The sequence below is a fragment of the Arthrobacter sp. Y3223166 genome (genome assembly GCF_059090935.1).
The window spans coordinates 34945-55315 of the sequence record NZ_JBNHGE010000020.1 but is presented as its reverse complement, the minus strand read 5'-3'; the positions used below and the strand labels follow the sequence as shown (position 1 = coordinate 55315).

Annotated in this window: 20 protein-coding genes; 10 read left to right on the top strand and 10 right to left on the bottom strand. The window is 68.4% G+C overall.

Going from position 1 to position 20371, the window contains the following annotated elements:
• Both AC5RUH_RS10645 and AC5RUH_RS10640 read right to left on the bottom strand, forming a co-directional pair.
• Positions 1–754 (bottom strand): glycosyltransferase family 2 protein (locus tag AC5RUH_RS10645; protein WP_494128554.1); only part of this gene is annotated, 754 nt, incomplete at its 3' end.
• Positions 751–1809 carry an iron-containing redox enzyme family protein gene (locus AC5RUH_RS10640; RefSeq protein WP_494128553.1) on the bottom strand — a complete coding sequence of 353 codons (1059 nt, stop codon included), beginning with the start codon at positions 1807–1809 and terminating at the stop codon, positions 751–753. The genes AC5RUH_RS10645 and AC5RUH_RS10640, both read right to left, overlap by 4 nt.
• A gap of 215 nt (positions 1810–2024) precedes the next feature.
• Between AC5RUH_RS10640 and AC5RUH_RS10635 the strand changes: the two genes are divergently transcribed.
• From AC5RUH_RS10635 to AC5RUH_RS10625, 3 genes are all read left to right on the top strand, one after another.
• Positions 2025–2585, top strand: coding sequence for a type 1 glutamine amidotransferase domain-containing protein (locus AC5RUH_RS10635; RefSeq protein WP_494128552.1), 561 nt, complete (start codon positions 2025–2027; stop codon positions 2583–2585).
• Positions 2586–2602: 17 nt separating this feature from the next.
• Positions 2603–3226: a GNAT family N-acetyltransferase gene (locus AC5RUH_RS10630; RefSeq protein ID WP_494128551.1), complete on the top strand. Its 624-nt coding sequence runs from the start codon at positions 2603–2605 to the stop codon at positions 3224–3226.
• A gap of 155 nt (positions 3227–3381) precedes the next feature.
• Positions 3382–3816 (top strand): Hsp20/alpha crystallin family protein, encoded by a 435-nt coding sequence (locus tag AC5RUH_RS10625; protein WP_494073436.1) that lies wholly within the window; start codon positions 3382–3384, stop codon positions 3814–3816.
• 107 nt (positions 3817–3923) lie between these two features.
• Here AC5RUH_RS10625 and AC5RUH_RS10620 read toward each other — a convergent pair whose 3' ends face one another.
• A complete protein-coding gene (locus AC5RUH_RS10620; RefSeq protein ID WP_494073437.1) occupies positions 3924–4676 on the bottom strand; it encodes a SurA N-terminal domain-containing protein in 753 nt (250 codons plus the stop codon).
• 160 nt (positions 4677–4836) lie between these two features.
• On the opposite strand from AC5RUH_RS10620, the gene AC5RUH_RS10615 reads away from it, so the two are divergent.
• The 4 genes from AC5RUH_RS10615 (at position 4837) to AC5RUH_RS10600 (ending at position 9836) form a co-directional block, all read left to right on the top strand.
• The gene (locus AC5RUH_RS10615) at positions 4837–5280 is read left to right on the top strand and encodes a glutaredoxin family protein (RefSeq protein WP_494023471.1); all 444 of its coding nucleotides are present in this window, start codon (positions 4837–4839) and stop codon (positions 5278–5280) included.
• A 402-nt stretch (positions 5281–5682) separates the two neighbouring features.
• A complete protein-coding gene (locus AC5RUH_RS10610) occupies positions 5683–7485 on the top strand; it encodes a DUF4389 domain-containing protein (RefSeq protein ID WP_494073438.1) in 1803 nt (600 codons plus the stop codon).
• 852 nt (positions 7486–8337) lie between these two features.
• Complete coding sequence (locus tag AC5RUH_RS10605) at positions 8338–9528, top strand: glycosyltransferase family 2 protein (RefSeq protein ID WP_494128550.1); 1191 nt, start codon at positions 8338–8340, stop codon at positions 9526–9528.
• Positions 9474–9836 (top strand): hypothetical protein, encoded by a 363-nt coding sequence (locus AC5RUH_RS10600; RefSeq protein WP_494001668.1) that lies wholly within the window; start codon positions 9474–9476, stop codon positions 9834–9836. Before AC5RUH_RS10605 ends, AC5RUH_RS10600 begins: the two co-directional genes overlap by 55 nt.
• Here AC5RUH_RS10600 and AC5RUH_RS10595 read toward each other — a convergent pair.
• Positions 9833–10939 carry a copper resistance D family protein gene (locus tag AC5RUH_RS10595; RefSeq protein WP_494073440.1) on the bottom strand — a complete coding sequence of 369 codons (1107 nt, stop codon included), beginning with the start codon at positions 10937–10939 and terminating at the stop codon, positions 9833–9835. The genes AC5RUH_RS10600 and AC5RUH_RS10595 overlap by 4 nt on opposite strands.
• Before the next feature lie 144 nt (positions 10940–11083).
• On the opposite strand from AC5RUH_RS10595, the gene AC5RUH_RS10590 reads away from it, so the two are divergent.
• Positions 11084–12151 (top strand): enoyl-CoA hydratase/isomerase family protein, encoded by a 1068-nt coding sequence (locus AC5RUH_RS10590; RefSeq protein ID WP_494073441.1) that lies wholly within the window; start codon positions 11084–11086, stop codon positions 12149–12151.
• Between the two features lie 51 nt (positions 12152–12202).
• Here the strand turns inward: AC5RUH_RS10590 and AC5RUH_RS10585 are convergent, their stop codons facing one another.
• The 4 genes from AC5RUH_RS10585 to AC5RUH_RS10570 all read right to left on the bottom strand — a co-directional run bounded on the left by AC5RUH_RS10585 (position 12203) and on the right by AC5RUH_RS10570 (position 16440).
• Positions 12203–13006 (bottom strand): ABC transporter permease, encoded by an 804-nt coding sequence (locus AC5RUH_RS10585; RefSeq protein ID WP_494023477.1) that lies wholly within the window; start codon positions 13004–13006, stop codon positions 12203–12205.
• Between the two features lie 11 nt (positions 13007–13017).
• Positions 13018–13947: an ABC transporter permease gene (locus AC5RUH_RS10580; RefSeq protein ID WP_494128549.1), complete on the bottom strand. Its 930-nt coding sequence runs from the start codon at positions 13945–13947 to the stop codon at positions 13018–13020.
• 179 nt (positions 13948–14126) lie between these two features.
• The gene (locus tag AC5RUH_RS10575; RefSeq protein ID WP_494023479.1) at positions 14127–15326 is read right to left on the bottom strand and encodes an ABC transporter substrate-binding protein; all 1200 of its coding nucleotides are present in this window, start codon (positions 15324–15326) and stop codon (positions 14127–14129) included.
• A 46-nt stretch (positions 15327–15372) separates the two neighbouring features.
• On the bottom strand, positions 15373–16440 hold the full coding sequence (locus AC5RUH_RS10570) for an ABC transporter ATP-binding protein (protein WP_494073444.1): 1068 nt from the start codon (positions 16438–16440) through the stop codon (positions 15373–15375).
• 184 nt (positions 16441–16624) lie between these two features.
• Between AC5RUH_RS10570 and AC5RUH_RS10565 the strand changes: the two genes are divergently transcribed.
• On the top strand, positions 16625–17410 hold the full coding sequence (locus AC5RUH_RS10565; protein WP_494128548.1) for a winged helix-turn-helix domain-containing protein: 786 nt from the start codon (positions 16625–16627) through the stop codon (positions 17408–17410).
• A complete protein-coding gene (locus AC5RUH_RS10560) occupies positions 17407–18213 on the top strand; it encodes a cache domain-containing protein (protein WP_494128547.1) in 807 nt (268 codons plus the stop codon). The genes AC5RUH_RS10565 and AC5RUH_RS10560 overlap by 4 nt, the downstream gene beginning before the upstream one ends.
• Positions 18214–18288: 75 nt before the next feature.
• Here AC5RUH_RS10560 and AC5RUH_RS10555 read toward each other — a convergent pair whose 3' ends face one another.
• Both AC5RUH_RS10555 and AC5RUH_RS10550 read right to left on the bottom strand, forming a co-directional pair.
• A complete protein-coding gene (locus AC5RUH_RS10555) occupies positions 18289–18753 on the bottom strand; it encodes a hypothetical protein (RefSeq protein ID WP_494014589.1) in 465 nt (154 codons plus the stop codon).
• Positions 18737–20350, bottom strand: a complete 1614-nt coding sequence (locus tag AC5RUH_RS10550; protein ID WP_494128546.1) for an SDR family oxidoreductase — start codon at positions 20348–20350, stop codon at positions 18737–18739. The genes AC5RUH_RS10555 and AC5RUH_RS10550 overlap by 17 nt, the downstream gene beginning before the upstream one ends.
• Positions 20351–20371: the final 21 nt, after the last annotated feature.

Sequence of the window (20371 nt, the reverse complement as noted above, 5' to 3'; positions counted from 1 at the left end):
GCCCCGCTTCTGCAAGGACGACGGCGGCGGCCGCCCACGCCCCGTAGCCCGCCGGCCGGCGCGCCTGCAGCAGCAGGAGCGGGACCAGCAGCAGCTCGACGGCCAGGCGCCCGGGCTGGGTTTGCGAATCGTAGGCCTGCCGAACCCGCTGGCCCACGAAGTGCCGGAAGGTGGGCGGCAGCCGCCGGACGTAGATGCCGTCGGCCCGGACCTGGCGTCCGCCCGCGGCCTGGACCGTGCGGATCAGTTCCAGGTTCTCGAACAACACGTCGCCGCGGTAGCCGCCGGTCCTCAGCAGCAGCGAGCGGCGGACGCCGAGCGTGCCCGGGTAGTCGGACGCGAACGCCCGGTTCAGCAGGGACCGCGCGGTGTCCCAGCGGGCATGCCACGGCAGCGGGTCGAAGTAGTTCTGCGGGCGCACCAGTTCGGCCTGCGCCAGCAATTCCGCGACGGCGGCAAGGCTCTCCGGGGTGTACCGCACGTCGTCGTCGGCAATGATGACCCGGTCATGCCGCGCCTGCCGCAATCCGGTGAGCACCCCCTGGACTTTCCCGTTGGGCGTGGCCGGTCCGTCCGGGCGGAGATGCTGCACCCGCCGCTGCCAGAGCCGGTGATGCCGTTCGAACACGGGATCGGCGGATCCGTCCACCACGGTGATGTCCACCCAGGCAGGCAGCGACATGAGGTACGCAGTCAGCTCGGCGTCACCAGCGCCGTCCTGCCATTTCAGCGGCAGGACATATTCGATGCTCACACCGATGCGCCGGCGGCGACCGGCGCCTCTTGGCCCGGATCGAGCGGCTGGCGCAGCGCCGACCTGCCGGCATTCCACGCGTCCAGCTGCCAACCGCCGGCGAGTCCGTCCAGATAGCAGGCGCTGCCGGCACCGAAGAAGACGTCCGCGGCGAGCGTGGGGTCCTCGGCGATCAGCCCGCCGGCGAGATCCCGTCCGGCGATCTGTTCATGTACTGCGTCCGCTTCAACATGCTCGTCGAAGTACTCGGCCACCTCGCCGTCGAAGCCCAGCCGGCGGAAGCCGCGGGCGTATTTTCCGTTCGGGATGGAGGAAGTCATTTCGTAGATGGCCAGATGCCCGCAGATGGCTCCGCGCAGCCTCCGCTGGAGCCCGAACATGGACATGGCGTTGACCGACGCCAGCGTGATGGCCGGAACCGAGTCCACATATGCGCCGAAGGTCGGATTAAGGCCCAGCCCCTGCATGGTGCGCGCGAACAGCTGCGAGTGCATCCGCCCGGGCTTTCCGCCGCCGTACTCGTCCGCCTGGATCTCCACCATCGCCGACTTCGCCCGCCCGTGCAGGCGCGGAATCGCCCAGGTATGCGGGTCGGCTTCTTTGAGCTGGTACACCGAGCGGAGCACCACAAATTCCTTCGCCTGCTCCAGCGTGGCCTCGCGCGCCATGAATCCGGAGACGCTCGGCCCGCCGTCGTCGGCTGCCATCTCGAACAGCCGGTCCGCCACGGCCTGCGCCGTCAGCCGCTCCGGCACCGCCACGGACACCGACTCCCGCAGCCTCGCTTCCAGGTCTTGCTCAATCTTCGCGCGGACCTGCAGCAGCGGCAGATTCCACTCCCACCGGTCGTTCACTCCGTCCAACCCGCCGTAGTGCAGTTCGTACAGGCAGAACAGTGCCAGCTGCAGATCGTCGTCGAACAGGATGTCCGCCGTTGCGGCCAATGCGTGCTCTGTTGCGTCCTGCACCTGCGGCAGGGCGTCCGGAACGTCGTTGCGCTGCAGCGCGGCCAGCAGTGTTTCACTGACAGGACCCCGGGGATGTGGAAGCTTCACGGCGTCTCCTTATGTAGCCCGCGCATGGCGTTATGTACCGCCCTCGGCGGCGATCTGTTGATCTCAAGTGCATCCCGGCGGCCGCGGGACGTCAAGGCCCCGCCCGGCCGCTGACCCGCAGCGCGCAGCAGGAACGTCCCCCGCCGCTTGGCTTCACTTCCCAGCGGTGGCAAGGTGGGAAGAGTCCGAACATCCCCGTAGGAAGGACGGAAGACATGCCCGAAATTGCCGGCAAAAAGGTCCTGGTAGCGGTGAGTAACCGCGGCGTCGAACAGGACGAACTGAAAATCCCGGTCGAAAAACTGCGCGCGGCCGGGGTCGACGTCACGATCGCGGCACCCGAAGCCGGCGACGTGGAAACCCTGGTCGGGGACTGGGACCGGGGCGAAAAAATCCCGGTGGACAAGTCTTTGCCGGATGTTTCCGACGGCGACTACGACCTGCTGGTCCTGCCCGGCGGGACCCTGAACGCGGACCAGTTGCGCCTGGACCCGGACGCCCAGGGCATCGTGCGGTCCTTCTCCGAATCCGGCCGGCCGATCGCCGCCATCTGCCACGGACCGTGGCTCCTGGTCGAAACCGGGCGCACCCGCGGCAAGACCCTCACCTCCTACGTCTCGCTCAAGGCGGACATCATGAATTCCGGCGGCCACTGGGACGACGAACCCGTGGTGATCGACCGCGAGCACGGCTGGACCCTGGTCACGTCCCGCAACCCGGGCGATCTGGACCAGTTCGTGGCCGCCGTCATGGACGTCCTGGCCGAAACCACTTGAGCCCGGACGTTACGCCCGTGCAGCCCCCTTCCGCGCCGCCCGTGCCGGCCCCGCAGAAGGGAACCGGCCCCATCGCAGACATGGATGCACGCCTGCCCTTGGCTTGGCCGGAGGTCACGCCGGCGCAGGGCAGCGTGGTGCTGCGCCAATTCCGCAGCGATGACGCCCATCTGGCGTTGGAGTTGGCCCGGGATCCGTACATCCCGCTAATCAGTTCCATCCCTTCGCCGTGCCGGGAGGACGACGCCGTGGAGTGGATCCTGCGCCAGAACGGCCGGTTCACCTCCGGCGCCGGGTACTCCTTCGCGGTGGCGGACGCGGAGTCGGATCGGGCGGTCGGCCAGATCGGACTGTGGCTGACCTACCTGCCGGAAGGCCGGTCCACCGCCGGCTACCTGATGGGCCCGGCACACCGGGGGCAGGGCCGGGCGGCGGATGCGCTCGCGGCGCTCGCGACCTTCGCCTGGACCATCCCGGAACTGCACCGGCTGGAGCTTTACATCGAGCCCTGGAACAACGCCTCGATCCGGACCGCCGAATCCGCGGGTTTCGGCCGCGAGGGCCTGCTGCGCAGCTACCAAACCATCGGCGGCGTGCGCCGGGACATGCTGCTCTATGCCGCCATCCGCCCGCAGGCCTAACCCATTCCCGTATATTCCGGGCAGCTATACCATGTTGCCGTGCCGACGCACCGGGTGCGTTATGCCAGGACCCGCACCTGCGAAAACTGAAGGGTATGACGGGCCGGCGGCGCTTGGCCGCCAGCCTGCCGGTTTCTGTCACAGGAGTGTGAGCCATGAGCGATTTGTTGAGGTGGCCGCCGTTCGAGCGCCGCTCGCCCTTCGAATTGGCGGAGCCGTTCCGCCGCTTCTTCGAAGGTGAACAGGAAAAATCCATGATCCGGGTGGAGGAGGAAATCAAAGACAACGTCCTGACCATCCGCGCCGAACTGCCAGGCATCGACCCGGAGAAGGACGCCGAGATCTCCGTCTCCGAGGGACAGTTGCATATCCACGCCGAGCGCCACGAGCGGAAGGAGCAGAAGGAGAAGGGCAGCTACCGCTCGGAGTTCCGCTACGGATCCTTCTCCCGCAGCGTGCCGCTGCCCCAGGGCGTCAAAGACGAGGACATCACCGCCACCTACCGGGACGGGGTGCTTGAAATCAAGGCCCCTGTTCCAAGGGTGGAGGCGGAAACGCCGCGACAGAAAATACAGGTCAGGCGCGGGTAGGGCGCCGGTTGCGTCAGCCGCCCGGCAACTACGTCAGCCGCCCCACAACTACGACGACGGTGCCCGCTAAGTCGGGCACCGTCGTCGTAGTTTCGAAAGAGGAGGAATCAGAGGTGGATCTTGACGTCCGCCTTCTCACGCAGGTCCGTGACCAGGGCCTGGGTGGCTTCGGTTTCCTTCTGCGCCTGGATCTGCTGCTCCAGGTTCGGCCGCATTTCCTTCATCGAGGGAACCTCGGCCTTCTGGCCGGTCTGTTCGCCCATCTGCTCCTGCTGCTTCTTGGCCTGCTCGTAGGCGGCCTTCAGCTCGTCCTCGGTGGGCTTGGCGTTGCCGGCCTCCTCGGCAATCAGCTTGTCCACCCGGACCTGGGTTTCCATCTCGGCATTGACCTCGTCCTCGGTCATGCCCTGTTCCTTGATGGCGGCCATGAGCTCGTCCACGGTCTTGAACTGGTTGGCCTTCGCCATCTCCTCCAGTGAGGCCTGCACGTCCTTGTCGGACGCCTTGATCCCGCGGTGGTCCGCTTCCTGGATCAGCAGCTGCGTGCCGACCATGGCCTCGGCCGTCTGCTTCTTCAGCGCGTCCTGGTCCAATTCCTGCCCCGTCATCTGGGACTGCATGGCCATCTGCTGGAACTGCCCTTCGTACGCGGCGGTGAACTTGTCCTTCGGGATCTCCGTCCCGTTGACCACGGCCACCACGTCCGGGATGCCTTCAAGATCCGGCTCCGGCAGCTGGGCCTGCCCTTCCGCACCCGCGCCGACTTCCGCGGAGGCCGCCGGGCTCGAACCGCTCTCCTCCGCCGGCGACCCGCCACAGGCGGTGAGGACGGCGATGGAGCCGGCAACGGCCAGGCTCATTAACCACTTCTTAGTCACTCTGTTCTCCCATCTCGGTGCATAAGTGAGCGACACTACTGGGCCAGCATGTGTGTTGCCGTGGCGAAAGCTGGGAGAAACCTAGGCAAAAGCGGAGGGAGGGCGACGGTGGCTGGCGGTAGGGCGCGCGTACGCTGTGTCCATGAAACGCTTCGAGCGATGGTTCCCCGCAGCGGCTTTGGCCGGGCTTGGCGTGGCTGCCCTGCTCTATAAGGGGCAGGACGGCGAATGGCTGCCCGCCATCATCTTCGCCACGCTGCTGCTGGCCGGCGCGTGGGCGGTCAGTCCCTTCTTCGGCAGCCGGCGGGCCGCCCCGTGGACCGCGTTGCGGGACCAAAGCGACGATCCTGGCCGGGTGGTCATCTTCTGGCGGCCCGGCTGCGTCTACTGCCTGCGGCTCAGGGCAACCCTGGGCCGCAACGGCCGGGCCGCCCACTGGGTGAACATCTGGCAGGACCCGGAAGGCGCGGCGTTCGTCCGGCAGCACAACGACGGAAACGAAACCGTTCCCACGGTGTTGCTGGGCGGAGAGGTCGTGACGAACCCGGAGCCCAACCTTGTCGGCCGGGCCTTGGCCGGCAGGTAAGCGCGGACTCTATCCCCGGTCCGAGCGGCTGAGTACCATGGTGCCTGCAGCCACACGCGCCGAGCGCGGCCGGGCATGTGTACCGCCGGCATTTGACGGACTGGGGCTGCCTGAAGTGCGCCGGCGTCCAGGCTGGTCTCGTTCCTGTTGGGGGCGGGAGCCGGGCCTTGGAGGGCACACTGTGACGGGGAAGCGCACCCAGGGGGAGGTGGCACCATGCGGGTTTCGAATGCCTCTGCCAGTCCCCTTGATGCGACGTTGGAGACCGCTGGGCGGATTGCTGACGCGCTGACGCACGAGAACCCGATAGCCGGGCGCCGGTCCGGCTGCCCGCATCCTGCCAACCCAGCCGTAGGCGCTTAGTCCGGGCACGGTTCCGGCACGCGCTGCGAAAGGACCGTCATGACCGCCCAACCTGTCCCGTCTCCCGCGCCCGGTCCGGCGCGGCCAGCCGCACGGATGAAGCCCGGACACTGGGTGCTGCTGATCCTCGGCGTGCTGCTGAGCGTCGCCGGGCTGGCCTTGACCATCAGCGCCGCCGTCATTCTGGGTGCCAACGCCGTGCAGAGCGACGGCCGCTACCTGACCGGGCCGACGGAGCAGTACCAGAGCACGGGGTATGCCCTGGTCGGCCCTTCCGTGGTCGTCGACCCCGGGGCAGCGGGGATGCCCAATATTCCGCCGGTCGGAGACCTGGCCAATTTTCAGGTGCGCGTCACCCCCGTGGTTCCGGACCAAGAGGTGTTCGTGGGCATCGCCGAGGCCTCCGACGCGGCGGCCTACCTGGAGGGCGTTTCCTACACCTCGCTGGGTGACGCCTCCCGGTCCGACGACGGAGACCGGCCGGGGCGCTCGTCGTGGCTCGATGACGACGACGAGGTGACCTCGGAAGGGGACCGCGTGCCGGCTCCGCCCGGGGAGCAGGACTTCTGGACGGAATCGACCTCCGGCAGCGGCCCGCAGCAAGTTGCCTGGGACCTGCAGCCCGGCCGGTGGTCGCTCGTCGTGATGAACGCGGACGCCTCCCGCCCGGTGTGGGTGGAGGTGCAGGCAGGGGCACGATCCGATGTGCTGGGACCGGCCGGGAACGGCCTGCTGATCGCCGGGCTGGTCTGCCTGGTCATCGGCATTCCCCTCCTGTTGCTCGGTTCCGCGGGCCTGGGCCGCGACATCGATCCGGATCGTTCCCGTCCGGGCCAGCGCCCGGACGGCATGGATCAGTACCGCCGCCCGGGCCAGGGCCCGGGAGCCGCGCCGGCCGCGAGCGCCGGGTGGGGAAGGTCGACGCAGACATACCCGGTGCTGGTGACCGGCTTCCTGGATGACCGGCTCTCGCGCTGGCTCTGGCTCGTCAAGTGGTTGTTGGCGATTCCGCATTACATCGTCCTGGCCGTGCTGTGGTTTGCCGTGCTGGTGGCCACGATCGCGGCCGGGATCGTGATCCTGTTCACCGGGCGTTATCCGAGGTCCTGGTTCTGGTTCAACGTCGGAGTGCTGCGCTGGTCCTGGCGTGTGGGTTTCTACGGGTACTCCGCGCTGGGCACGGACCGGTATCCGCCGTTCACCTTGGCCGCCGCGGACTACCCGGCCAACCTGGACGTGGCGTACCCGCAGCGCCTCTCGCACTGGCTCGTGCTGGTGAAATGGTGGCTGCTGGCCATCCCGCACCTGCTCATCGTCGGCATCTTCACCAGCGGCACCGGTGCCGCCTGGGACCGCGGTTGGGGCAGGGGCTGGGGCGAGGACGCCTATGCGTCCCCGGCAACGTGGGGTCCCTCGCTGCTGGGCTTGCTCGTGCTGATCACCGCGGTGATCCTGCTCTTCAGCGGCCGTTACCGGCAGGAGCTGTTCGCCCTGATCATCGGCATCAACCGCTGGGCCTACCGGGTGGCGGCCTACGTCTTGCTGATGCGCGACGAGTACCCGCCCTTCCGCCTGGACCAGGGGCCCGTCGACCCGTCTGCCACGGCCGCAGCGCAGGGGCCCGTCGATCCGTCGGCCCCGGCCGCAGCGCAAGGGCCCGTCTACCCGGGGACCGCACCTCAGGGGCCAGGGCCCGTCTACCCGGGGACCGCCCCTCAGGGGCCAGGGCCCGCCAACCCGCAGGCGCCGACAGCCCGGCCGCAAGAACCCGGGACACCCGGAACACCGCCCCCGGGCAACGGGGGACCGGAGCCGTGGACCCGCCCGCCAGGAACGACCTAAGCCAAGAGACTGCTCCTGGCAGCCTTCACCCGCGTTCCTTCTGGCCACGCAGCGGACCCAGCTAGGGTGTGTCTCCGCATTAGGCGAAGCCAGGTAAGGACGAGATTGCTCGCCGATGATTCCGGGCGGCGCCGCTCAGCCGTGTCGACCGTCGCACGCTCCGTCGGGCGCTCCCCGTAGAATCCGATCGGAGAGGGAGGGACAGTTGTGCTGGAACTGACGACGCCCGCATCGTCGATTCGGATCTGGCCGGACGACCGTCCAGCTGATCATCCTGCCGACCGCCAGGGAACTGTACTTCTCCTACCTGCACGAGCGGGCAGGCCTCTCCGGTCCGAAACCGCCGGTTCGCACGCATGACCCGCCGCACCAACGACGCGCTGACCCTGGCCGCCCCAAAAGCATGGGGAGTGTCAACCAGATCCAAATGGGCTCGCGCACTGCCGGTCATCGACGGTTGCGGCTTGGGGGTGCTCCGACGTGTTCAAGCCGCCACCACGGGTCACATAACAACTTGAGCAAACGCAGCGGATAACCCTGCAGGCCCCAAACCGGTACCCGCTAGTCTTCAGCTGAGACGTTCATTCCAGCAGGAGCGGGTGTATGGAGCGGGGGCGGTTTAAGCGGGGAGTCGGCGCGGTCATTGGGGTGACTGCCGCGGGCGCGGCGACGGGGCTTTGCTCCGCCGTTGCCGCAAACGATCGGGAAGCGCCCGCTTCCCCCTCCGAAGGCGTTATTTTCGGGCTTTGGAGCTTCCTCTACGACACGCAGGCTCCTCCCGCGCGGGTGATTCTGGCGGCCGCTGCCCTGGCGCTTCTGCTTGTGACCGGCATAGCGCTGCTCGAGCGGCTCGTGTCGACCAGATCGCGCCGCTCCATCGACCACCGGGCAACTCCCCTGGCTCCGAGGCTGGTGATGGCCGCAACCCGCGGTGTCTACGCAGGCCCAGTCACGGTGACCGTGTTGATTCCGGCCCACAATGAGGAGGCTTCCCTCCCCGAAACCATCGCTTCCCTGCTGGCCCAGTCGCACAAGCCGGAACGAGTCATCGTTGTCGCCGATAACTGCAACGACTCCACCGTCCGACTTGCCGCCGAAGCCGGGGTCGAAGTCTTCGAAACAGTGGACAACACGCAAAAGAAGGCCGGAGCGCTGAACCAGGCGCTCAATATGCTGCTGCCGGGACAAGGCGACAACGACGTCGTCATGGTGATGGACGCCGACACGAGACTCGATGACGGCTTTCTGGCGGCCGCGGTCCAACGCTTCACAGACGACCGCGCGCTGATGGCTGTAGGCGGGTTGTTTAACGGGGAGGAAGGGCACGGGCTGCTTGGCCAGTTCCAACGCAACGAGTACATCCGTTATGCCCGTGAGATGCGCCGCCGCCGCGGCCGGGTGTTCGTGCTCACCGGCACCGCCTCCCTCTTTCGTCCCGCTGCGCTGCGCGCGGCGGCACTGCAGCGCGGACGGTCGATTCCAGGGAAGCCAGGTGACGTCTATGACACGGCGTCACTGACGGAAGACAACGAACTAACCATCGCGCTGAAGTCTCTCGGCGCCCTAACGATCTCCCCGGCGCAGTGCACGGTCGTCACCGAACTGATGCCCACTTGGCGCACCTTGTGGGCGCAGCGCCTGCGCTGGCAGCGCGGTGCCCTGGAGAACATCGGCGCCTACGGCATTACCCCACAGACGCTTCGTTACTGGGCCCAGCAACTGGGCATCGGCTACGGCGTCATTGCCCTGGGCTCCTACCTGCTGCTCATCGCGCTGATGGTGCTCTCACTTGATGATTGGATCTTGTTCCCATTCTGGCTCGGGATGGGTGCCCTGTTCGCCGTGGAACGGACGGCCACGGTGTGGAAGGGCGGCTGGCGGGCACGCCTGCTAGCACTCACGCTGTTGCCCGAACTGTTCTTCGACATGTTTATAAACATCGTCTACGTCAAAGGAATCATCGACATATCCCTGGGCCGGAAGGCCACATGGAAGCACGTCACGCGCCGCGGCCCGGCAGCAGCAAGGGCGGCCCGGTCATGACCGGCGCCTACTTCATACTGCCCGCCGGAATCCTGCTTCCCGAACCGATCCTGCACTCCGAACTGTTTGCGGTCCTAGCGGCCTTCGTTGCCATAAACACCGTCATGTATGCCGCGCTGGCCGTGACCAAGATTCTACCCAAGGTCTACCCCGCCGACTGGATGCGCAGAACCAACCAGCGCTCCGAGACGCGCAGCATCCACCCTGACACGCGCCGGGGGCACGCTCGTTCCGGCGGACGCCGAGCTGACGGAATGGCTGTCCCTGCCCCGCCCGTCGTGGACATGCCACGCCGCGGAACCAGCTAGGGCAGAGGTGTCCGGGCCAGCGCTATCGCCAGGCCGTAAGCCGCCGCCATCACCATGAGCTCGGCGGCGGCCAGCCGGAGGAACGGCCGCAGCGGCGCGGGTCCGGCCGACAGCCCGGGATCCGCCATGGCCGGGAGGCCGACGGGAGCACGTTCCCGGGCAGCAAAGGCGCGCAGCGTCGTGCGGCGATGCAGCCAGCCGCACACAATCAACAGCGCGAACGCCGCCGCCTTGCCCAACACCAGGAACCCGTAGCCGGAGACCAACGCGGCCGGGGCCTGAACCTGGAGCACGGCATTGACCAGGCCGCTGGCAGCCACCGCCGTGGCGCAGGCCAGCGCCAGCGTGCTGTAGCGCCGCACGGTCCGCAGGAAATCGTTAGGTGCCCGCAGCGCCAGGTACGCCACGCCCGCCAACCCGCCCGCCCAGAGGCCAGCGGCGGATACATGAAGGCCCAGGCTGGCAACCGCCAGGAAGTGTTCGTCGTGGCTGGAGGCGTGGCCTGCCAGCGGCGGCATGGCGAGGGCTGCCACCAGAAGAATCAGGGCCAGTCCCTCGCCGGTCGCCGTGCGCGAGAACCGCGCGGTCGCCGCCGCCACGACCGTCAGTACCGCCTGGAAGAGCAGGACCCTGCCGGGCCTGACCTCCAAGACCACCCGCATCAGCTCCGCGGGGTCCAGTTGGGTGACGGACACGCCGAGCAGTTCGCTCCCGGTAAACCACAGGCGGACCACCACGGCCGGCACCGCGGTGGCTCCCAGCGCGGCCGCCACGACGGCCAGCCTTCGGCCGGCAGACGACAGTTCCTGGCTTCCCGCGGGGAGGGCAAGCAGCGCCACGCAGGCGAAGCCGATGGCCAGGACCATGCCGACGGTGGCCAGCAGCGTTGCCGCCGGAAGCCCCCAAGCGGTCGCTGCTCCCGCCGAGGGCAGACCCGGCAGGGGCGGCGCGACCGCGCCTCCCGCGGCAAGTCCCAGGACCATCAGGCCGGCCCCCAGCAGCAGGCAGCAGCCCGCAGCAGCCCACACCGGCAGCCGGCGCAGCGGCGGTTCCGGAGGCCCGGACGCCGGCTGCGTGCCCGGTTCCGCGTCGGGATGGGTCATTCGTGCAGGATAGGCCGCGCACCCCGCGGCGTCGAGAGTCTGCGGGCCGCCGGTCGCTGTCAACCGTTGTCGCCTCCACAGCTACGACGGCGGCCGCCCCACGCCCGCTGACGCGGCGGCCGCCGCCGGGTAGGCTGTCCAGCGATGAATACCAACGAGATACTGCTGCAGCGCAACGGCCGCCTGGGCCACATCGTCCTGAACCGCCCGAAGGCCATCAACGCCCTCAACGACTCCATGATCACGTCGATCACGGCGGCCCTCCGCGAGTGGGCCGAGGACGACGCCGTCGAGACCGTCTTGATTTCCGGCGCCGGGGAACGGGGACTGTGCGCCGGCGGCGACATCGTGGCCATCTACCGGCACATGAAGGACGGCGGCGACCAGCTCTTCTGGGAAGACGAGTACCGGATGAACTCGCTGATCTCCCGCTACCCGAAGCCGATCGTCGCGTTCATGGACGGCGTGGTGCTCGGCGGCGGCGTCGGAGTGTCGGCACACGCCTCCTACCGGGTGGTGACCGAGCGGACCAAGATCGGCATGCCGGAGACCCGGATCGGGTTCATTCCCGACGTCGGGGGCTGCTTCCTGTACTCGCGGGCACCGGGGGAGCTTGGCACCCACCTCGCGCTGACCGCGGGCACCGGGACCGGAGCCGATGCCATCGTGATGGGCCTGGCCGACTACTTCGTGGACAGCGCGGAGCTCCCGGCCCTGGCGGCCGCGCTCGCCGAAGCCCCGGCCATCGAAGCCATGGCGGCCTTTTCCCACACGGATGTCCCGGCGTCAAACCTGGACAAGGAACGCCACTGGATCGACGAGTGCTACGCCTACGACGACGCGGAGCAGATCCTCGCCGCCCTGCGGACCTCGCCGGTCCCGGCCGCGCGCGTCGCCGCCGAGGAGATCGCCCTGAAATCGCCCACGGCCGTGAAGCTCACGCTCGAGGCCCTCCGCCGGGCGGGCAGGATGGACACGTTGGAGGAGGTGCTCGACCAGGACTACCGCCTGGGCATCCGGCTGGTCGCCGCCCCGGACTTCGCCGAGGGCGTGCGCGCCCAGGTGATCGACAAGGACCGCAATCCGCGGTGGAACCCGGCTACGCTCGCGGAGGTGGACCGTGCCGCCGTCGAGTCCTACTTCGCGGACCTGGGCGAGGACGAACTGGGCCTGGCCGCATCCGTTGCGGCACAACCGGCCGCGGGCAGCTAAACGAACGGCGCGGGCCCCGGAAACCGGGAACCCGCGCCGTTCCTGCTGTTGCTACTTCTTGTCGTCTCCGGTCATCCGCTGGCTCAGGTACACCGGGATCATCGACACAATGATCAGCACGGCAGCGATCACGTTCACCACCGGCGCCTGGTTGGGCCGGGCCATGTTGTTGAAGATCCAGATGGGCAGGGTCTCGGTTCCGGGCGGGGCCGTGAAGGTGGTCACCACAATCTCGTCGAAGCTCAACGCGAAGGCCAGGAGGCCGCCGGCCACGAACGCCGAGCGGAAGCCCGGGAAGGTGACCTGGAAAAAGGTCTTGACCACGTTGGCGCCCATGTCCATGGCGGCCTCTTCCAGGCCCTTGTTCATCCGGCCGAGCCTGGCCTGCACATTATTGAACACCATCACGATGCAGAACGTCGCGTGGCCCACGATCACCGAGAACAGCCCGAGGCCGATGCCCAGCGGTTCCAGGACCGTCTTGAACGTGTTGTTCAGCGCCACACCGGTGACGATGCCCGGCAGTGCGATGGGCAGCACCACCAGCAGGTTGACCGTGTTCTTCCCGAAGAAGTCGTACCGGGAGAGCGCGAACGCGATCATGCTGCCCAGCAGCAGCGCAATCACGGTGGCTACCGTGGCCACGCGCAGCGAGGTCCAGAGCGCCTCCCGCACGCCCTCGTTGCGGAAGGCGGCTTCCCACCAGCGGGTGGTGAATTCGGTGATGGGAAACGCGCCGGAGGTGGTGGCGTTGAAGGAGTTGACGATCACCAGCAGCAGCGGCAGGTAGATGGCGGCCATCACCAGCCCGGCGAACAGGCGCAGGGTGATCTTGGCGGAGGAGGAAAGTCTCATCGGTGAAGTTCCTAAAGCTGCTTGAGGGCGCCGGACTTGCGGGCCAGGAAGAGGTACAGGACAACCACGACGATGGGCACGGTGCCGAACGCGGCGGCCAACGGCGGATTGAGGTTGATGTTGGAGGCGATCACCGTGCCGATCACCTGCGTTTTCCCGCCGACGAACTGCGCCGCGATGTAATCGCCCAGGCTCAGCGAGAAGGTGAAGATGGACCCGGCAATGAACGCCGGCTTTAACAGCGGGATGGCCACCGTGCGCACCGTGGACCAAGCCTTCGCGCCCAGGTCCGAGGAAGCGTCGAACAGGTTGTCCGGGATCTGGCGGAAGGCCGAGTACACCGGCACCGCCATGTACGGGAACCACAGGTAAGCCAGCGTGACCACCAGCGCCGCGGTGCCGTAGCCCGGCCCGGTCATGCCCAGCGGGGCCAGCAGCCAGTCCAGCGGGCCGCCGCTGGAGAACGTGATGCGCCAGGAGAACACCTTCACCAGGTAGCCGGCCCACAGCGGCAGCGTGATGCCGATGGCCAGCACCGCGCGCATCCGCGGCGAGGCGACCTTGGCCATGTACAGTCCCAGCGGCAGCGCCAACGCGGCGCACAGCACGGTCACGGCCAGCGCGATGCCGATGGTCCGCAGCGCGGTGAACTGATAGGCCGGCACTGTCAGGATCTCCACGAAGTTCTTTACGGTGAACGCGGGGATCACCTTGGAAGTGAAGGAGTCGGTGGTCCAGAAAGCGGTGATGAACAACAGGATCAGCGATCCGATGTACAGCACGCCCAGCCAGGCCAGCGGCAGGGTCAGGAGCGCGGTCAGCCGCAGTTTGGGCCGGGCGTAGAGCAGTCGGGAGATCCGGTCGCCCAGTCCGCTGCGCTCGCTGCCCGGCGCCGAGGCGCTGCGGGCTGCGGCCTCCCGTTCGATCGTTGGTGCTGCCATGGTGGTTTCGGCGGGCCTGCCCGCCGTTCCTCCTTCAGATGCGGTGCTGATCAGGATGCGTGTGCACGGCCGGCGGGGACACCGCCGTCGTGCTGGGGAATGCCTCCACAGCAGGGGCACGACGGCGGTGCTCACCGCGCGCCGCGCCCCTGCCATGGGGAGGGTGCTGAAGGGAGGGACTAGCCCTTGACCTCGGTCCAGGCCTTGGTCCACTCCTGGTAGTTGGTGCACGTGGCGTCGGTGCGGCCGTCAATGCACTGCTCCACCGGGGTGGTCCACATCCACACCTGCTTGTAGTACTCCTCGTCCGTGGCGTGGTAGGTGGCGCAGTGCTCCTCGTTCTCCTTGGAGCCTTCGCACGCCAGCGCGTTGGCCGGGGCCATGCCAAAGTTCTGGGCCATCTTGGCGTTCACCTCGGCGGAGGAGGCCCAGTCCATCCACTGGTAGGCGCAATTAGGGTTCTTGGACTGCGCGGAGAGCATCCACGTGTCGGACCAGCCGGTGGCGCCTTCCTTCGGCAGCACGGACTCAACCTTTCCGCCGTCGGCCTGGGCGATGTTCACGATGACCTGCCAGCCCGTGCCCAGGGACGCGGTCCCGGAGGAGATGGAGGAGACGGCCTTGAGCGCGTCGTTCCAGTACTCGCCGGCGATGCCGTTCTGGGTCTTGAGCAGTTCCACCGCTGCGGCCAGCTGCTCCTTATCCAGCGCGTAGGGGTTGGTGATCCCCAGCTCCGGCTGGGTGGCCATCAGGTAGAGGGCCGCGTCGGCGATGAAGATCGGCGAATCGTAGGCCATGATCTCGCCGGCGTACTCGCTGTTCGGGTCCCAGGTGGCTTCCCACGAGTCAGGGGCTTCGGGCACCGCCTCGGTGTTGTACATGAGGACGTTGGCGCCGCGGCCGATGGGAACGCCGTAGGTCTTGCCGTTGAGCGTGTCGTAGATCTGGCCCTTCAGGCCGTCCACGATGTGGCCGAAGTTCGGGATCAGGTCGGTGTTGATCGGGGCCACGTCGCCGCCGGCAATGAGGCGCAGCGAGGCATCGCCGGAGGCCGAGACCAGGTCGTACTCGCCGGTGCGCATCAGCTGGACCATCTCGTCGCTGGTGGCGCCGACCTTGCGGTTGACCTTGCACTGGGTCTCTTTTTCGAACTCGGTGACCCAGTCGGCGTCGGGGTTGGTGGAGCCGTCCTCGACGAAGCCGGCCCAGGCGATGATGTTGACTTCGCCCTCGGACTCGCCCACCGCGGTGGCGGCCGGGATGTCAGGGACCTGGATGCCGCCGCCGGCGGACGAGGCGGGAGCGGAGCCCCCGCAGCCGGCCAGGACCAGCGAAAGCGAGGCGAGTGCCGCCAGCGGCAGTGCCTTGGTGATCTTCATGGAGTACCTTTCCTTCAGGGTGCGTAGTGACGTAGTTGGTGCGGGACTAGACGGTGTAGTTGAAGCGGGAAGACCACTGCAGCCGGACCCGGTCGCCGCGCTGGGCGCCGGAGGCGCGGGCATCGTTCGGCTCCTGGACAATCAGGGTCTGCCCGACGGCGGTGCGTGCCACGAAGCGGGTGGCGGGACCGGTGTAGATGACCTCCTCGATCAGCGCTTCCACGGTGGAGAGGCCATCGGCTTCCACGGGCTCGTCGAGGCGGCGGATGTGGATGCGCTCCGGCCGGATGCTCAGCAGGGCGTCGGACCCGGTGAGCTGTTTGGCCAAGGCGCCCTCCACCAGGTTGGTGTTGCCGAGGAAGGAGGCGACGAACCGGCTGCCGGGGCGCTCGTACAGGTCCTCGGGCGTGCCCACCTGTTCCACCACGCCTTCGTTGAAGACGGCGACCCGGTCCGAGAGCGTGAGCGCTTCTTCCTGGTCGTGGGTCACGAAGACGAACGTGATGCCCACCTCGCGCTGGATTTGCTTCAGCTCCACCTGCATCTGTTCGCGCAGCTGCTTGTCCAGCGCGCCGAGGGGCTCGTCCAGCAGCAGCACCTGCGGGCGCAGGACCAGTGCCCGGGCCAGGGCAACACGCTGGCGCTGACCTCCGGAGAGCTGCGAGGGCAGCCGGTCGGCCACCCGGGGCAGGCGGATCATCTCCAGCGCCTCGGTCACCAGCCTGCGGCGCTCGCTCCGGGGCGTCTTGCGCAGCTTGAGCCCGTACTCCACGTTCTGTGCCACGCTCAGGTGCGGGAAGAGCGCGTAGTCCTGGAACACGGTGTTGACGTCGCGTTCGAACGGCGCCTTGCGGGTGACGTCGCGGCCGGCCAGGTCGATGCGGCCGGAGGTGGGGAGTTCGAAGCCAGCGATCATTCGCAGCACGGTGGTCTTCCCGGAGCCGGAGGGGCCCAGCAAGGAGAAGAACTCGCCCTGGCGGATGTCCAGGTCCAAACCTTTGACGGCGGTGAAGTCGCCGAAGGTCTTCGCGACCTGCTGCAGGGAGATGGCAGGCGTGGCGGAGGCCCCCGTGCTGTCCGGCGCGGTGGTTGCGGAGGTGGCTGTGGCTGGCACGGCTGGGTCCTTTCAAGAGGGCTGATGTGGCGTGGACTACATCGTCTTGCGTTAACATATGAAACCAGAGGTTAAATGTAAAGCGGGTCACATCGTGTAGATTTCTTGTTACGGCCCGTACCGGCCGAGGGCCCTCCGCCGCGTCCTGCCGTCCTGCGGGCGGTCCGTCTGGAAGGATCGACGCATGCCCAAGGAATCACCGCCACGCCAGCGCTTGCTCGCCGCGGTCTTCGCCCCGCTGGGCGAGGGCGGCAAGGCGCAGCGCGTGGAGGACCGGATCCTGGAAGGGATTGCCGCGGGTGTGCTGGCCGACGGCGACCGGCTGCCCAGCGAGGCCGAGCTGGCTTCCTCCATGGGCGTGGCTACGGTGACGGCCCGGGAAGCCTTGGTGGGCCTCCGGTCCCGCGGGCTGGTGGCCACCCGGCGGGGCCGCGACGGAGGCACCTTCGTCACCGTCCCCACCGGACGGCGTGCTGAACTGGTCCGCGAGCGCCTGGGCCGGATGAGCCGGGTGGAGCTGCGCGACCTGGCTATCCATTATCGTGCCATTGCGGCGACCGCCGCCGAACTGGCGGCGGATTTTGCCGATCCCGACGACGCCGAAATGCTGCGCCGGATCCTGCATGCTTCCCGTTCAACAGGCACCGGCGGGGCCGTCGTCGGCGATTTCCTGCTGGAGTTGGCAGCCTTGAGCCAGTCGGCGCGGCTGACGCGTGAATTCGTCCGGCTCTATAAGGACTTTGGTCCGTTGTTGTCGGTGCTGCACGAGGACGCAGAGTTCGACGCCACGATGGTGCAGATGTGCGATCGCATTGCCGATGCGGTTGCCGCAGCCGATGCCGCCACGGCGCGCGAAACTGTGACTGAGCAGATCCAGACGGGACTGGCGGCGCTCATCGATGAACACGCCCGGCTGACCGACCGGCCCGCCGGCCCGACCCCCGCTACCGCCCAAAGGAGGACGGGATGAACTCCATGGCCCAACCGGCATCGGCACGTGCGGCAGATCCGCTCGCCGAGGTCACCGGATTCTTCGAAGACATCCTGGCCGAAGTCAACGCGTGGGTGCCCGCCTTGGCCGGGTTGTTTGAGGATCCGGCCCGGCCGCCGGGCGGCAAGCAGGTGACCGCGACCATGCAGCCGCTGGTCGCTGAGCTGGTGGGGAGGGAGGAATGGCCCGTGGTCGGCGCCGGTTTTGTGGCCGCCGCCCACGCCGTGGCCGACGCTTCCTGGCACATGGCGTGGTGGCAGGGCGAAAGCATGGAGCGGCTGGTCTTGCCCGCCCTGGAATCGGCCTCCGACGCCTACACGCGGCGTGAGTGGTTCACCCGGCCGATGGAAACCGGCCTGCCGCATGTCACCGGACCCTACGTGGACTTCCTCTGCACCGACGAATACACCATGACCATGACGGTCCCGGTTGCAGCGGGGGAGCGACGCGTCGGCGTGGCGGGGGCCGACGTCTTTGTCGCATCGTTGGAACCGCTCCTGTTGCCGGCGCTGAAGAGTCTGCACCCGGCCGCGGGCCTGGTCAACCGCGCCGGCCGGGTGGTGGTTTCCGCCGACGCGCAGCTGGCCGCGGGGACGCTGCTGGCGCCGGGTGCCGTCCCGGCGACCGGTCCGGCGGCAGGGAGGATCGGCGATCCCGGAAGCCAAGCCGCTCCGGCCCGCCCCCGGACGGTGCCGCCCCGCGGCGACCGGTACAACGATGTGGAACTGGTTGTGCTGGACTGCGGGCGGCTGCCGCTGGCGGTTGTGTACCCGCAGGCCTAACGGCCAGACCGGCGGAGCACGTCGTGGCTTAAAGGCTGTCCCCTGGAAGCCGGGCCCGGATCGTGCCGGCCGCGATCAGGTGCCGGCGTCCCGCTGGCCCGGGGCGTTTGCCTCGTGGTTTCGGAGCCCGTGGGTGCGCCGGTCCTCTTTCATGGCGGCTTCGAACAGGTGCTTGCGGCCGCCGGCCAGCGTTTCACGTGCCTGCCGCTCCAGCTCCTTGAAGGGACCGTAGTAGATCTCGTCGTACTCGTCGATGATCTGGAACGTCCAATGCCCCTCGATGACGTTGCGGCCCACGATCTCCCGGTCGACGCGCTCGGCCAGTTGCCGGTGTCCGGCCTTGCGCAGCAGCTCCACCGCCTCGCCCAGCGCCAAGTCGGCCGTACCGGTGAGCCGGTGAAAGCCGTACAGCAGGCCGCGGGCGTGTTCCACCGCTTCCAGCGCCTCCGAAATCTTGCCCAGGGCCTCAAGGGTGGCGTCGTCGAGGCCCTCGGGGCGCCGGTACTTTTCGGCGGGCACGTCGTCAGGTCGCTTTGTCATGGTGCCTCTTTCCGGTTGTCGCGTCACCGGCAGCCCCGAGTCCGGCGGCCCCCAGCCCGGCAGCGTTGCGTCCGGCGGCCGAGTCCGCGGCGGTCGCCTCGCCCCCAGCCCCGAGCGCGGATGCCCGGCGGATGATGTTGCGGGCCATGGAGGGGAAGATCAGCCCGTGGAACGGGAGCACCAGCCACCAGTAGAGCTTGCCGGAGAGCCCGGTGGGGAAGTAGATGGCGCGCTGCCGGTAGACGCTGCCGTCGTCCGCGGGGACCACCGACAGTTCCAGCCAGGCCTGACCCGGCACCTTCATCTCGGCGTGCAGCCGCAGCAGCCGGCGCTCGGGCGCGTCCTCAATGGCCTCCACCCGCCACCAGTCAACGGCGTCGCCCACGCTGAGCCGGTCGGCATGCCGCCGGCCGCGGTTGAGTCCGGCGCCGCCCACCAGTTTGTCCAGCACGCCCCGGATGGCCCAGGCCGCGGGCCACGAGTACCAGCCGCTGTCCCCGCCGATCCCCTGGATCACCCGCCAGACGTCCTCGGCGGCGACGGCGGAGCCGCGTTCCCGCGCGTCCACGAAGACGGTGCGGCCCGCCCACTCAGGGTCGCTGGGCAGCGGGTCCGACGGCGGGCTGTTGGAGGCGTTGGTCCAGCTGGTTTCCACCTCGCCGCTGGCCATCTTCCCCAGCGCCAGCTGCACCGCGCGGCGGTACCCGGTCAGTCCGCCCTCGGGCGGCGGGATGTAGCGGTCGATGTCGTGTTCCGCGGAGACGGCGTCGTGCTGGAGGGACTGCACCAACGGCACGGCCATGGCGTGCGGGATCGGGGTCGTCAGCGCCACCCACCAGCCGGCCAGCGCGGGAGCCGGAATCGGCAGGGCATAAATCAGCCGCCGCGCCAGCCCGGCCTCGCGCGCGTACCCGTACATCAGTCCCGCGTAGGTGATCCGTTCCCGCGAGCCGATGTCGAAGGTGCGGTTCAGCCCGGCCGGCAGCTCCGGCGCCCGTTCCAGGTAGTGCAGCACATCGCTGATGGCTATCGGCTCCACGGTGCGCCGCACCCAGCTGGGCGCCGGCATGACCGGCAGGTTTTCGGCCAGATGCCGGATCATCTCGAAGGAGGCGGAACCGGAGCCGATCACAACGCCGGCCTGGAAGACCGCCGCCGGCACCTCGCCTTCCAGCAGCGTCCGGCCCACGGCAGCCCGCGAACGCATGTGGCGGGACAACTCGACGTTCTCCGGATGCAGCCCGCCCAGATAGACGATCCGTTGCGACCCGGCCGCGGCGGCAGCGGCCGCAACCGTGTGCGCTACCGCGAGTTCGCGCCCTTCATAGTCGTTCCCGGAGGCCATGGAGTGCACCAGGTAGAACACCGTCTGCACGCCGGCGCAGGCCAGCTTGGCGTCGTCGGCGTCGGCGAGGTCGCCGGCAACAACGTCCACGTCGTCGTGCCACGGAACGGCCGCGAGCTTGCCCGGTGAGCGGACCAGAACGCGCACGGCGTAGCCGCGGGCCAGCAGCCGCGGAACCAGCCGCCCGCCAATGTAGCCGGTGGCGCCGGTGACCAGCACCAGCTGCGGCGTCGGTTCCGGTGGAGTGGCCATGACGCCATGCTTCCACCCGCG

Coding starts and splice junctions, on each gene's coding strand:
- AC5RUH_RS10635 (WP_494128552.1), top strand. CDS start 2,025: ATGCCCGAAATTGCCGGCAAAAAGGTCCTGGTAGCGGTGAGTAACCGC.
- AC5RUH_RS10625 (WP_494073436.1), top strand. CDS start 3,382: ATGAGCGATTTGTTGAGGTGGCCGCCGTTCGAGCGCCGCTCGCCCTTC.
- AC5RUH_RS10620 (WP_494073437.1), bottom strand. CDS start 4,676: ATGAGCCTGGCCGTTGCCGGCTCCATCGCCGTCCTCACCGCCTGTGGC.
- AC5RUH_RS10615 (WP_494023471.1), top strand. CDS start 4,837: ATGAAACGCTTCGAGCGATGGTTCCCCGCAGCGGCTTTGGCCGGGCTT.
- AC5RUH_RS10610 (WP_494073438.1), top strand. CDS start 5,683: ATGACCGCCCAACCTGTCCCGTCTCCCGCGCCCGGTCCGGCGCGGCCA.
- AC5RUH_RS10600 (WP_494001668.1), top strand. CDS start 9,474: ATGGAAGCACGTCACGCGCCGCGGCCCGGCAGCAGCAAGGGCGGCCCG.
- AC5RUH_RS10595 (WP_494073440.1), bottom strand. CDS start 10,939: ATGACCCATCCCGACGCGGAACCGGGCACGCAGCCGGCGTCCGGGCCT.
- AC5RUH_RS10590 (WP_494073441.1), top strand. CDS start 11,084: ATGAATACCAACGAGATACTGCTGCAGCGCAACGGCCGCCTGGGCCAC.
- AC5RUH_RS10585 (WP_494023477.1), bottom strand. CDS start 13,006: ATGAGACTTTCCTCCTCCGCCAAGATCACCCTGCGCCTGTTCGCCGGG.
- AC5RUH_RS10580 (WP_494128549.1), bottom strand. CDS start 13,947: ATGGCAGCACCAACGATCGAACGGGAGGCCGCAGCCCGCAGCGCCTCG.
- AC5RUH_RS10575 (WP_494023479.1), bottom strand. CDS start 15,326: ATGAAGATCACCAAGGCACTGCCGCTGGCGGCACTCGCCTCGCTTTCG.
- AC5RUH_RS10565 (WP_494128548.1), top strand. CDS start 16,625: ATGCCCAAGGAATCACCGCCACGCCAGCGCTTGCTCGCCGCGGTCTTC.
- AC5RUH_RS10560 (WP_494128547.1), top strand. CDS start 17,407: ATGAACTCCATGGCCCAACCGGCATCGGCACGTGCGGCAGATCCGCTC.
- AC5RUH_RS10555 (WP_494014589.1), bottom strand. CDS start 18,753: ATGACAAAGCGACCTGACGACGTGCCCGCCGAAAAGTACCGGCGCCCC.
- AC5RUH_RS10550 (WP_494128546.1), bottom strand. CDS start 20,350: ATGGCCACTCCACCGGAACCGACGCCGCAGCTGGTGCTGGTCACCGGC.